The sequence below is a fragment of the Fulvivirga marina genome (assembly GCF_016775155.1).
In the GTDB taxonomy this organism is placed as follows: Bacteria; Bacteroidota; Bacteroidia; order Cytophagales; family Cyclobacteriaceae; genus Fulvivirga; species Fulvivirga marina.
This window is the reverse complement of sequence record NZ_JAEUGD010000042.1, coordinates 378,076-392,361: the sequence shown is the minus strand read 5'-3', so window position 1 is coordinate 392,361 and position 14,286 is coordinate 378,076. Positions and strand designations below refer to the sequence as shown.

General features: G+C 38.9%; 9 protein-coding genes. 4 read left to right on the top strand and 5 right to left on the bottom strand.

The features are described from left to right. Positions 1 to 2: 2 nt before the first annotated feature. Positions 3 to 2,108 (top strand): PAS domain-containing protein, encoded by a 2,106-nt coding sequence (locus tag JMN32_RS12345; protein ID WP_202856633.1) that lies wholly within the window; start codon positions 3 to 5, stop codon positions 2,106 to 2,108. After that, positions 2,108 to 2,932, top strand: coding sequence for a CheR family methyltransferase (locus JMN32_RS12340; RefSeq protein ID WP_202856632.1), 825 nt, complete (start codon positions 2,108 to 2,110; stop codon positions 2,930 to 2,932). Before JMN32_RS12345 ends, JMN32_RS12340 begins: the two co-directional genes overlap by 1 nt. A gap of 56 nt (positions 2,933 to 2,988) precedes the next feature. Here the strand turns inward: JMN32_RS12340 and JMN32_RS12335 are convergent, their stop codons facing one another. After that, a complete protein-coding gene (locus JMN32_RS12335; RefSeq protein WP_202856631.1) occupies positions 2,989 to 3,768 on the bottom strand; it encodes a carboxylesterase family protein in 780 nt (259 codons plus the stop codon). 361 nt (positions 3,769 to 4,129) lie between these two features. Here JMN32_RS12335 and JMN32_RS12330 point away from each other — a divergent pair, with 361 nt between their 5' ends. Beyond that, positions 4,130 to 7,300 (top strand): sensor histidine kinase, encoded by a 3,171-nt coding sequence (locus JMN32_RS12330; RefSeq protein ID WP_202856630.1) that lies wholly within the window; start codon positions 4,130 to 4,132, stop codon positions 7,298 to 7,300. Between the two features lie 272 nt (positions 7,301 to 7,572). Further along, positions 7,573 to 9,720: a TonB-dependent receptor plug domain-containing protein gene (locus tag JMN32_RS12325; RefSeq protein ID WP_202856629.1), complete on the top strand. Its 2,148-nt coding sequence runs from the start codon at positions 7,573 to 7,575 to the stop codon at positions 9,718 to 9,720. Between the two features lie 127 nt (positions 9,721 to 9,847). Here the strand turns inward: JMN32_RS12325 and JMN32_RS12320 are convergent, their stop codons facing one another. From JMN32_RS12320 to JMN32_RS12305, 4 genes are all read right to left on the bottom strand, one after another. After that, on the bottom strand, positions 9,848 to 11,386 hold the full coding sequence (locus JMN32_RS12320; protein ID WP_202856628.1) for a YifB family Mg chelatase-like AAA ATPase: 1,539 nt from the start codon (positions 11,384 to 11,386) through the stop codon (positions 9,848 to 9,850). 1 nt (position 11,387) lies between these two features. Continuing rightward, complete coding sequence (lpcA, locus tag JMN32_RS12315) at positions 11,388 to 11,966, bottom strand: D-sedoheptulose 7-phosphate isomerase (protein ID WP_202856627.1); 579 nt, start codon at positions 11,964 to 11,966, stop codon at positions 11,388 to 11,390. Between the two features lie 6 nt (positions 11,967 to 11,972). Then, positions 11,973 to 12,320, bottom strand: a complete 348-nt coding sequence (locus JMN32_RS12310; RefSeq protein ID WP_202856626.1) for a hypothetical protein — start codon at positions 12,318 to 12,320, stop codon at positions 11,973 to 11,975. 75 nt (positions 12,321 to 12,395) lie between these two features. Continuing rightward, entirely contained in the window at positions 12,396 to 14,219 is a 1,824-nt protein-coding gene (locus JMN32_RS12305; protein WP_202856625.1) for an ABC transporter ATP-binding protein, read from the bottom strand. Positions 14,220 to 14,286: the final 67 nt, after the last annotated feature.

Below are 14,286 nucleotides of genomic sequence, written 5' to 3'. Positions count from 1 at the left end.
AAGTGAAGAATTCATATTTTACGGATAGAGGGGTTTTAGTTACATGTGCCTTATTAATCATCGGCATCATTTTATCAATAATTTCCATATTTATCGGCACTACAAAAATTGCATTAGCCAGCATAACATTAGTTGCAGTAAGTTTTTTTACCACCTTAAAATTAACTGCAGACATTTTCAAAAAGCTGGATAATGTATCCCGTTCAATTGCCAATGGGACTATTCCCGAAATAGCAGAAAAGTTACAAAAAGTTGAGACTGTAAAACATTTACAGTTGATACACTTTAAATACCTGGAGGTTATTGACTTCATCCAGTCTTTGGATAAAGGTGAATTCAAGTTTAATTACATAGACCCTAATAACAAAACAGGGATATTACTCACAGGGATATTAGAAAGACAAAAGCAATATGCTGAGGAAGAGCGAAGACGCTCCTGGGTCAATGAAGGCATTGCTCAATTCAGCGATATACTCAGGGTAGATAAGCAAAGTGTGGAAGAGGCCAGTGTTAAAATTCTAACACACCTCATTAAATATGTAGGAGCCAACCAGGGTGGTTTTTTCATAGCAGCTGAAAACGACGGAAAACGAACTTTAGAACTCACAGCCTGCTTTGCCTATAACAGAACCAAATTTCTAAACAAAACCATTGAAGAAGGTGATGGGTTGTTAGGTCAGGCAATGTTAGAAAAAAACCTCATCCATCGTACGGAAATACCTGACAGGTACACCACTATCACCTCAGGTCTGGGTGAAGCAACTCCTACCAATTTATTGGTCGTTCCTCTCGTGATAGAAGACAATTTTTGTGGCGCCATTGAATTGGCGTCCTTTAAGGTATTTGAACAGTACAAGATCGACTTTATCCAAAAGGTTGCCGAAAGCATAGCCTCAACTATTGTTACGGTTAAGGCAAGTGAAAATGCTCAAATTTTGCTTAATAAATCGCACCTGATGGCAGAGGAACTTAAAACTCAGGAAGAAGAACTCAAGCAAAACATGGTCCAACTTGAGACGACTCACCAGCAAATGGAAAAACACCAAGCCGAGTTAAACAGCCTTTTTAAAGCGATCGAAAGTCATTCAGGTCTGGCCGAATTTGACACAACAGGGAATATTATCAGAATCAACGAATGGTTAATCGACAGGCTTGGGTTTGATAATGAGGATTTAGCACCTTGCAACAACCAATTAATAGACAACACAGAAAAAGAAGAGATCTGCGATCTTTTAAAACAAGGTAAATGTGTGGAAAAAGAAATTCAGGTTTTATCAAAATTCCATGAGCAGGTTTGGCTCAACATCCACTATTCTCCAGTATTCGATAAAGACCAAAATTTCAAGAGAGTATTAATATTATGCCAGGACATTTCCCTGAGAAAAAAGCAGGAATTAGAAATTAAATCTCACCTTGAAACTCTCAACAAGACCCTTATTTCACTGGAGTTTACTACAAATGGCAAAATAACTTCTGTTAATGAGGTCTTCTTAAACATTACAAACTATAAGCCCTCGGATATCTTAGGGAAAAATTATACAGACCTATTGCCTGAAGATGAAACCAAGAAACCTCAGAACCAATTGATGTGGCAAAGCTTAAAAAGTGGCAACTATTTCAATGGTCAATTCAGGCAAAAGGACAAAAATGGGAAGTCCATTTGGTTAAGCGGAACACTTAACCCAATTACGAATAATGAGGGTACCATAATCAAAATTATGATGTTTGCCCAACTTATCACTCAGGAAAAAGTGCGAATGGAGGACATGATCCAGACCATAAATGCATTTAAGTCCTCCACACCATTTCTAGAACTTTCTCCAGACTATAAAGTTAAAAGCGCCAATAAGGAGCTTTTGGAAACACTTGAATATTCAAGAACAGAAGTTAGAAACAAGTCCATCCACCTGTTGATAAAAAACACAAATAATATTTTAGAGACCATTATTGATGATCATGAAAACCTCTCAACTCAATGGAATTTAGTTTTTGTTACAAAATCAGATAAGGAAATAAAGCGAAGGGTCACATTTAATAAAATAAAAAATGCTGACAACGAAATAACTAAAATATTAGGAGTATTTGAAAGTGATACCGAATTAACATAATGCATAGAATAGAAATTACGGATGAAGAGTTGAATTCGCTAACCTCTGCCATTATGACCAGGCATGGTATCGATTTTACCTGTTATGAACCTAAGTCATTAAAAAGAAGAGTCAGCCGGGCCCTATCAATTTTCAAGCTTAATTCAGTCCACGATTTATGGTTGAAGATACTCAACGAAAGAGATTTTGTAAATCCATTTATCAATGAATTATCTGTAGGCCTGACAGAGATGTTCAGGGATCCTTTTTTTTGGCAAAAATTAGCCACATTGTTGCCTGCTCTCATCCATGAAAAAGGCAATATCAATGTTTGGCACGCAGGGTGCTCATCCGGCGAGGAGGTTTATACGCTAAGTATTATACTCAGAGAACTCGGCCTGGAGGGAAAAGTAGATGCATTAGCAACGGATATAAATACTAATGCTATACAGCAAGCAAAAAAAGGTAAATACCACCAGATGAAGTTTAAGGACTATAACTACAATTACTTACAATATCATAACAATGGATCAGGGCTTTCTCAGTATTATTCAAATGATGGTCTGTATCGGACTATGCAACAAGAGCTTGTTAAACATGTTATTTTCGAAAAAAACAACCTGATCACCGACACTATCCAGCAAAAATTTGATATCATTTTTTGCAGGAATGTCATGATCTACTTTGATATAGAAGCCAAGAAAATGGTACTTGAAAAACTGCATAATAACCTTAACCCCGGGGGTTTGCTGATCATCGGTTTTTTTGACGCTCTAATACCTATAATAGATAAGGCCAGGTTTCAAATATTCGACCTGAATAATAAAATATTCAAAAAAGCATAGTCTTTCATAACTATTGAGAAGTAGTTTTAAATCAAACTCAGGATAAAGGTCGAGAATTATTTATGCTGCCGGAACATCCATTCAATCATCAAGTGATCGCTATAAGCCATAAGCCATGAAAAATGTCCCACTTCCGGGTAAAGCGTAAAGCCGGGATGTCCGCCTGCCAGTGTCAGCGCCTCAACCATTTTGGACGAAAGTTGCGGACTTACTGTAGGATCCTCAGCCCCGTGAAATACCCAAATTGGTATATGTGCAATTTCATTAGCTCTTGAAATATCTCCCCCTCCACAAACAGGAACAGCCGCAGCAAAAAGATCAGGGTATCTTTGAATAGCATCAAAAGTCCCCATTCCTCCCATGGAAACACCTGTAATATAAATGCGATCAATATCAATAGGCAAAGTACTTTTTAACTGCTCAACAAGACCTATAACCAACTCCATCGGCTTAGAAGGTTCCGGTCGTAACTTCAGATTGTTTGATGATTCAACAAAATCAAAATTAAACCACCACAAGTTTTCAGGACACTGAGGAGCAACAACAAAAGCCGGGTGCAATGACATCATTTCGTCTGTAGCAAAATTCATCACACCCCATTTGAGCTGTGACCGGTTATCATTCCCCCTTTCCCCAGCACCATGCAAAAAGACAATCAACGGATATTTGCGCAGTGTATCATAATCGGGAGTAAGTAAGCGGTAATTCATCACTTCCCCCCTATCACTGGTAAATTGTTTCATGTCAAATTTAATTTCCTGCGACAATGCTGAGCCTATTACCAACAAATAGACTACTACAAGCAAAACATACCTTTTGGTTTTCGACTTTTCCATATACTGATGAGCCATTAACGGGATTAGTAAATCAAGAACAATATATAAAATGCATATCAATTATATGCGTCACAACATAGATCAATAACAAAACCTTCCTGGCCAGCTTTGCGTGTATTGCAAGGTTGACAATTAGGTAGACAATCCTATTTCCCTCTGTATCAACAATTAAGCAATCCTTATATTTGATAGTTGACCAAATTAATCACAATATCTAAACCTTGCTTTTCAGATGCTGGAAAGCAACAATTATCAGTTAATAATTTACTTGTTAAAACAGGTCTTAACCTTTTTTAATTGCATTTGTAAAACCGCTTGTTACAAGCATTGAACCTAAACTATCCCTTTCACAGCATTTAGTATGGCTGATATAATCAATTCCCATTATCTAATTCAAAAAAGAGACCTAAGGCTAATAGCTTCGGGCATAATACTCTTTCTATTTATATGTTTTCAGGCCTCCGGCCAGCAATTGTTTGTTCGCAGCTTTCCGCAGGAAGTATATAAAGGTGGCCAAAACTTCAGGATAGCGCAGGATAAACAAGGGATTATTTATGTAACCAATACAGAAGGCCTGCTTACTTACGATGGCACCAGCTGGGATCTTATAGCTCTTCCTGACAATTTGTTTACACTTTCAATTGCTATTGACAACTCGGAAAAAATATATACAGGTTCAAACGGTGCAATTGGATATTTAACAAAAAACTCTTCAGGTCAATATTCCTATTTTTCATTAGTACCCGCTCTAACCAAAAAATATGCCCCTCCTGGTAATGTGCATGAAACAACAGTCTTTAATGAGTCTGTGTTCTTTTTTGATGAAGAGCATGTTTATATTTATAATGACCAGAAGTTTAAAGTACATGATATAAAAACAGCCCCTTTCAGATCGTCTTTTATACTTGATGAGAATTTATACATTATAAATCTGGACAATGAACTATACAGGTATACTGACATGGGACTGGTTAAAATCAGCCTCAATAATGATATTTATATTCATTCTATGTCAGGTTATCACCAAAACAAGGGGCTTGCGGTCGATGACAAAAGTCGCATCTGGATATTCACCCCTGAAGCTCCAGAAAAAAATCAATGGACTCTGCTTCCAGGCAATTACCTCAATGAACTTAAAGAAAGTAAAATTTCAAGGATACGCTACATCAAACACAATCAAATAGCCCTTTTCACATCCGATGAAATCATATTCATTAATGAACAAGGCGAAATAAATACCCGAGTAGGCTCGGGTTTTTTAGAGAGTTATTATTACGAAGATTCCTTTATAGATTCTAACCACAATCTCTGGGTGGTATATCCATCAGATATACTCTTAATAAGTACCAGCTCTCCACTCCATTATTATAATAAACATGATGGTCTGCAGGGGTATATACTTTCTTTTGCAAAAAATGGCGGATATGACTATGTAGGCACCGAAAAGGGCTTATATTTTAGGAAGGGAAAATCCCGTTTTATGCTATCCTCCACGGCTCATTCAGGAGATATCTGGGACTTTCATCATAATGGCAAACAATTATATGCAGCACACTCATACGGTATTTATGAAGTAGAAGGGGAAAAAGCAACGAAAATTATAGGACATGATTACATCATGTCATTATGTGGAACACCCCAAGACAGCAGCACCCTAATAATCGGGACATACAATACAGGTCTATGGCTACTTAAAAAGGGACCCAACAAATGGGAGAAAACCCAAATAAAAGGCTTTGAGGAATACGCCCGCTTTATGCAGGCCGATTTGGAAGGTAATATATGGGTTAGTCACGACATGGAAGGCATCTGGAAATTACGATTAAATGATCGGATGGATTCAGTGATCTCATTGAAATTCTATAATGTAAAAAATGGACTTCCCTCTAATGTTAACAACAGAATATACCAATTAAACAACAACAGGTTAGTAGTTACTACTACCAACGGCGTATATCACTATAACAAACAAACCGACCGCTTTGAGCCTGAACCAAGTATAAATGAAGCCCTTGGAAAAAACACCTTAGTCTATTCTATAACAGAAACCCCTAAAGGAGATATATATTTTTGGGGCATGCTCACTCCCGGGGAGGCAACAGCTGGCTTACTGAAAAAACAAACCGGCGGGCATTATAATTTAATAACAGTACCATTCAGAAAAATAGCAGAATCCATACGCAAGACCAGTATAGATGTGGATGCCCCACTGCTTTCCCTCGGCCCGGATGAGGTATGGATCGGCAACAGAAAACGCCTGATGGCATATAATCCCCGGCGGGAAACATTTTACAATGACACTATTCGCACTTACATTAAACAAGTATGGGCAAAAGATTCACTGATCCATTCAAATTGGCAAGAATCAGCCAGACACAAACTATCATATGATAAGAACAGCCTGCATTTCCAATTTACCAGTACCTTTTTCGAAAGTGCAGAAAAGCTCTATTACCAGTACAAACTGGATGGGTTTGAGGAGAATTGGTCAAGCTGGAGCAACTCGGGAAAGGCAGTGTATACCAATCTACCCGAAGGTGACTATGTCTTTATGGTCAGAGCCAAAAATGTCTACAATAATGTAGGGAAACCCGTGTATTTTAAATTCTACATTAGACCTCCCTGGTATAGAACACCATGGGCTTACCTAAATTATGTGATACTGAGCATACTATCGGTATATTGGATTATCCGAATGAAAACAAAAAGAGTAGAACGTCAAAAGATTCTATTACAGGAGGAAGTGATTGAAAAAACCAGGGAGCTGCTTATTATGAATGAAGAAATTACTTCTATAAACGAGGATATCAACAAAAAAAATCAAGAGATAGCCAAGCAAGCTGAAGAACTTAGGAAATTAAACTTTACCAAGGATAAAATCTTTTCTGTCATATCCCACGATCTCCGAGGCTCTGTAAAACAAATCCCTGAACTACTGAACCTATTTGACTCCGGATATATTACTAACGAAGAGTTTAAATCCTGCATTCCCAATCTCAAAGAAGCCTCCAAAAACTTATCAAATTTGACTGACAACCTTTTACATTGGGCAAAATGTCAGATGAAAGGTATTGATGTGAAAAGAACAAAGTTCAAACTGGTTGAGATTATAGACGAAACCCTGAGATTGCTAAAGGGTCAGGCTGAAACAAAAGAGCTACAGCTCATCAGCACGGTAGATGATGACTTACAAGTATTTGCGGACAAGGACATGATGAGGTTGTTATTACGAAACCTTGTGGGCAATGCCATCAAATTCACCCTAAAAAATGGCGTGGTATCCATCAAGTCTCAAATGAAACAAGGTTTCATCCATATTTCGGTAACAGATACCGGAGTTGGACTTACTAAAAAAGAAATTGACAAAATATTAAGCAAGGAATTCTTCACAAAGCATGGCACTGCCGGAGAAAAAGGCTCCGGACTAGGTCTTATGCTCTGTAAAGAGTTTGCTGAACTACACGGTGGAAATCTCCATATAAAAGGGACTCCAGATGAAGGAAGTACATTCACCTTTACAATACCTCAATAGCTAATACGAAACAGCACCATAACTGTGATTCGGTATTTCCCGAATCACGGAAAGTGAAAATGCAGATTTACCAGGGTCAGCCACTACGGAAAAGTGAGAAAACATAAAAATCAATCATATTTAACTAATTGATGTACACCGTTTTGTCCACCTAATTACCCCCCTTTTTGTCACCCGGGTGATGAAAGAAAAGAAAAACCAACAGGCTTAGAATTGCAGATTGACACATCCTGATTAACAGACTGATGGATACACTTTTAAACCATTAAAATATGAGATCATTTTTATTATTGCTGCTATTTTCTTTATGTACAAAAGTCATGGCTCAGGAGTTGGACCCATATGAAACTACTATGGAAGAGCTCATGCAAATCGAAATATACTCTGTTTCAAAAAAAACAGAATCACTTTTTGACGCACCATTATCAAGTTCAACACTTACATCTGATGAAATAATTAACTCAGGAGCGACTAGTATCCCTGAGGCCCTGAGACTAATTCCCGGCCTTATAGTAAGAGAGCAAGCCAATGGCACATACGATGTCCACTTGAGGGGTTTTGATAATCTTACAAGGTACAGCAGAGGGGCTGATGCAGCAAACCACATAACCCTTATCATGATTGATGACAGGCCTGTTTTTAACAATAACCAAGGCGGGGTTTATTGGGAAACTATACCCATAAACTTAATCGATATTGACAGGATCGAGGTCATCAGGGGGCCTTCCGCACCTCTTTATGGTCCCAATGCTGTAGCGGGTGTAATCAACATTATTACAAAAAAAATAGAAAAGGATGGCCTTACGGTAAATGCAGATGTTAGGGCTGGTACACACCGCACTCAAATTGGGGGGATTGGTGCCGGATATAAATTCAATGATAAAATCAGTGCATATGTATCAGGAAATTATGAAATACGTGACAGGTATGATGATTTATACTTTGAGTATACTTCGGACAGCTACAAACCCGTTAGCGAGTTAATATCATTTGACGGACTACAGCAGCCGGTACCTGAAGCATTTCTATCTGATTACAAAAGATCTATAGACAAACATGGGGTGAACCTGTTTCTAAACTACAACCCTGTAGATGATATGAACATCCGGTTTCAATCGGGCATGCAAAAGTCTCAAGTTCAAAAAGTATACATCACTAACGACTGGGCTCCACTTTCCTCTTCTGAGTATGAAACCAAGTATTTAAACCTTAGCACTACCAAAGGCAACCTTAAGGGAAGGGTATCCTATGTTAATGGTAAAGACCACTTTAGTAAAGGTATGTCATTTCCATTGCTTAAATATAAATATGAGACTTTGGACGCATCAGTTGAGTACAATTGGATTCTCAATGATGACTTATCCATCAGGCCAGGTGCATTTTATCAGTCAGCCACTTACAGTGACAAAGATTACGTACTACCACAATCAGGGGTAGTTGGTGTTCTTAATGCAAAGCAAACAATGACAAATTCCGCTCTTTCAATGAGTGTTGACTATAACCTGACTGAATCTTTAAGGCTCATTGGGGGAACCCGGCTTGATAAGTTCTCATCACCCGATGATATTTACGTAGCCTATCAATTATCCGGAACGTACCACATGAATGAAAATAATGTGGTAAGAGCTGTTTATTCAAAATCCAATAGTGGCTCATTTATAGGTCCTAATTATGCCAACATATATGGAGAAGTATCAATTCCCAATGTACCGGAAGCAAAAGCTTTGATCAGTTACTCTGGAAATAAAGATATGAAACTGTTTCAAATACGTATGATGGAACTTGGCTTCCGTTCAAAAATCATGAGAAACCTGGAGTTTGATGTTGAACTTTTCAGGCAAACAGGAAAAGACATCTATTTCATGCTTCAAGGTAAAGCTCCAGAACCTTACATCGCAGAGGCTTCTCAATATTTTTATTTTCAAAATATAGATGCCGAAGCCATTCAAAATGGAATTACCCTATCAGCTAATTATGTACCCAATAACAAACTTCAAGTCAAACCATTTATAACCTGGCAGAAAACTGAGGTTGAGGATATGCCTGCAGGTTTCAATACCGAAGCAGTAGACCCTGTCAATAACATTAACAATACAGCTACGGTATCCAATGATCAAACACCATCTTTATTTGGAGGTATTTATGTCAATTATAAGTTTAAGCAGCTTAATGTTAACCTTAACCCTTATTACATGAGCCGCCAGCATCAGTACAGTTTTTACAGTCTGATGAACCCTGCAACCACTTCTGGGGAAATTGACAGCAAATTCATTCTTAATGCAAAAATCTCGTATGACATTACAAAAAATATCAACCTATATATCAATGCCAGAAATGCACTTAATGATCAAAGCCGTGAATTTATGGGAGCTGATGAAAATGGAGCTTTACTATTGGGAGGGTTAAGGGTGGCTTTCTAGAGGAGGGGCACTTCAAGTTATCTGGAGTAGCTCGATTAATAGGTAAAACACTCAACAACAGGAAAGTAATTTAAAGAAAACTGAAAAAGAGGCTGTCCCTTCTAAGGCAGCTTCTTTTTATAGTCAATCAACCTGCCCAGCCTTCCCGGTCCAGGCTTCTGTATTGAATCGCCTCCGCCAAATGTTCAATTTTAATTTGATCTGAACCTGCCAGGTCGGCTATGGTTCTTGATACTTTCAATATTCTGTCGTAGGCCCGGGCAGAAAGTCCTAACTTTTCCATAGCTGTTTTCAGCAATGTTTTGCCTGCCTCATTGATCTCACACACCTCTTTCACCCTATGAGAGGGCATCATTGCATTGGAATGAATAGACTCATTATTTTCAAATCGCTCAGCCTGCTTTTCTCTGGCTCTGATCACCCTATCCCGTATTTCTTCACTACTTTCTGTTTTCCTGTTTGCTGTCATTTCATCAAATGACACTGGAGTAACCTCTACATGAAGGTCAATCCTATCCAGTAGCGGACCGCTTACTTTGCTTAGATACCGCTGTACTACCCCCGGAGCACAGACACACTCCTTTTCCGGATGATTATAATACCCACAAGGGCATGGATTCATACTGGCTATGAGCATAAAGTTAGCTGGGTAATCCAACGAAATTCTGGCCCTGGAAATAGTCACCCTCCTTTCTTCCATTGGTTGACGCATTACCTCGAGCACTGTTCTTTTAAACTCGGGCAGTTCATCTAAAAATAATACACCATTATGAGACAATGATATCTCACCTGGTTGAGGGTTACCTCCCCCTCCAACTAACGCTACATCGCTGATAGTATGGTGAGGAGAACGGTAGGGGCGTGTCGATATCAAAGATGAATCTGATCCCATTTTGCCTGCCACTGAATGTATCTTTGTCGTTTCCAAGGCCTCATGGAGGGATAACGGCGGCAAGATTGAAGAAAGTCGCTTAGCTAGCATGGTTTTTCCCGCTCCCGGGGGACCTATCATGATCACATTATGCCCACCGGCAGCCGCTATTTCCAAGGCCCTCTTTATATTTTCCTGCCCTTGAACATCCTTAAAGTCAACATCATAGTTGTTAAGTTCAGCCATAAACACATCACGGGTATCCACCTCCAATGGCTCAATTTCTCTATCTCCCTCAAAGAACTCTACAGCTTCATTAATATTGCTGACTCCAATTACATCAATATCATTGACTATAGCGGCCTCTTTGGCATTTTCTTTAGGTAGTACGAAACCCTTGAATTTATTCTTTCTTGCTTCAATGGCAATAGGTAACACCCCTTTGATAGGCCTGAGCGTACCATCAAGCGACAGCTCTCCCATAATCATATACTGATCAAGCTTTTCGGCAACGATCTGACCCGAGGCCTTCAAAATACATAGTGCAATCGGAAGATCATAGGCACTTCCTTCTTTGCGTATATCAGCGGGGGCTAGATTAACAACCACCTTAATACGTGGCATTTTGAAACCATGATTTTTTATGGCTGATTCAACACGATGTTCACTTTCCTTTACGGCACTGTCTGGCAGCCCGCTCATATGAAATTTTGTACCCTGCCCTACATTTACTTCTATGGTAATGACTTTGGCATCTACGCCATAAACGGCGGCCCCAAACGTTTTTGCCAGCATTCTATGATAAAGATTTTTCGATCAATAAAATTATTATGTGTATGACTTTGATATGAATTTCCTGGATACGGTCTGCATAACCAAAATAGGGCACTCGGATTTCTACATCGGATAGCTCAGCAAGCTCTCCTCCTCCATTTCCAGTAAGGGTTACTACTTTAGCACCCTTTTTTCTAGCTGCCTTTGCAGCTTCTATTACATTTTTAGATTTTCCACTAGTACTTATTCCCAATAGCACATCATTCTCCCCGGCAAATGCTTCCGTAAACCGGGAAAAAACCCTTTCATAGCCATAATCGTTACCAACGCATGACATGTAACTCGGATCTGATATCGCTACGGCAGGAAGTGGGGCACGTTCATCTCTGAACCTTCCTGTAAGCTCCTCAGCAAAGTGCATGGCGTCACAGTGCGAACCTCCATTGCCGCACGATATAACTTTACCTCCATTTCTAAAGGCAGCAACCAGAAGGTCAACCGCTGCGTTGATTTGCTTAAAACTATTGGGGTCTGTTAAAAATTTATCAAGCACGTCAGAAGCCTGAAGCAGCTCCTGTTTTATTAATTGGTTATTATCCATACTGTCTTATTCCTGGTCTTCTTTCTGTTCTTTCTGCTCCATTTCGGTATGAGAAGAAGCTGACCTGGTAGCCTCCTGCAAGTCAAACATTTTGGCTTTTAGCGAATTAACTTCATGTTCCAATTTCTCTTTGGCCTTTTTTTGAGTTCTTGCTTCCATCGAAATCAAAACGATATCTATAAAAAATAGAATAAGACCGGATATGGTAACATAGATCATAAGGTCCATTCTCTCACGAAGCTTTAAAAGAAACTCAAAGTCTTCCGATTTGTAATTCACATAAATAGACACCAATAAAAGGCCGATATGAAATAGGAAATAAATTATATAAAAAATTGACCTTGGTTTTCTCATAAAACTCTTCGTTTAGACAACTGGCAATATAGCATGAACGATAAACTCATTACAATTAAAAGTAAAGAAAATTTATTAAGTATTCTGCATCACATTTAATTTTTTGTACAACCCGTCGCGGTTCACTAATTCATTATGCGTACCTCTCTCAACCACTTCTCCTCCTTGTATAACAAGTATTTCGTCCGCGTGTTGTATTGTACTCAACCGGTGTGCAATAACTATCGATGTCCTGTTCTTCATCAGGTTCGACAGCGCTTCCTGCACCAGCTTCTCCGACTCAGAATCCAGAGCAGAAGTTGCTTCATCAAGAATCAGTACAGGAGGGTTCTTCATTACAGCTCTGGCAATGCTTATCCGCTGCCTTTGACCACCGGAAAGTTTCATACCCCTGTCACCTATATTGGTGTCATACCCGTTTTCCATCTCCACGATGAAACTGTGCGCATTAGCAATTTTAGCAGCATTAATAACCTTCTCACGGTCTGCATTTTCAATACCAAAAGCAATGTTATTGAAAATAGTATCATTAAAAAGTATGGATTCCTGCGCTACTATACCCATTAATTTACGAACAGACTCTACATCATAATCTTTTACATCAGTACCATCAATCTTAACAGCTCCTTCAGTAGGATCATAAAATCTTGGAATAAGATCCGCAAGGGTAGACTTACCACCACCCGAAGGTCCCACCAGTGCTATAGTTTTGCCCTTCTCCACAGTAAAAGAGATATCCTTTAACACCTTTTCCTTGTCATAAGCAAAACTAACATGATCAAAAATGATATTCTTTGTAAACTCTTTGATCTCAACAGCATCCGGTTTATTGACAATCGCCGGGGTAGAGTCAACTACTTTAAAGATTCGCTCTGCCGATGCAATACCTTTATGCAACCCTGATATACCTGCCGCAAATGCCTTACCAGGAGATATGATCTGAGAGAAAATAGCCAGATAGGCTATAAACTGAGGGCCGTCAAGGCTTCCATCAGCTGAAAGCACCAGTGATCCGCCATAATAAATAATTATACAAACAATGCCTACGCCTAGAAATTCAGAAACCGGAGACCCCAGCTCCCTTTTGTAAGAATACGACAGATTCACGCTCCGATAATAATCTGTTTCCTTGTCAATTTTATCTGTTACATATTTTCTGGCATTGAAAGCCTTCACAATACGCATACCCCCCAATGTTTCGTCAAGAATATTAACTATACGCCCAAGAGACTCCTGGCTTTGAACTGCTCTTTTTTTAAGCCGTCTTACGATTTCTGCCAATGCTCCACCCGTAACAGGTAACACAAGTATGGTAAAAATGGTTAACTTGGCCGAAATGGTAAACAAGAAAATAAAATAAATAATAATAGTAACCGGCTCTCTAAACAGGGCTTTTGGGCTACTTAGAATAGAAGCCTCAACTTCCTGAACATCATTCGTAATCCGTGACATCAAATCACCTTTTCTCTCATTGGTAAAATACCCCAAATGCATAGATGCCACCCTATTATAGATGTCCATCCTAAGATACTTCACGACATCAAGTCTGATTTTAGTTACAATAATAGTAGCCAGATATCTAAAAATATTGGTAATAAATACTGAAACGATAACTATAATACACACAAACAAGAGTGCCTCCTGTTTACCGTGTTGTTCAATAATACTACCGAAGGTGTAGTAAAAGTAATCAACCACATAATCAGTACTCAGCTCAAGCTTTCCCGGATCAGAAACTTCCTTAGCTCCTTCAGTTCCGAATAAAACGCTCAACAATGGTATGAGCAAAGTGAAATTGATTGCACTAAAAACAACCGCCAATAAAATATAGGTTGCATATTGCGGCAGGAATGCCGCCAGATTGCGTCCGTATCTAAATACTCTAAAAAATGTTTTCATCAATTATTTTTCATTCCGAAGACCCATCGATCCTTCCTTCATCAAAAGATTTTGCAATTTAGGTCTT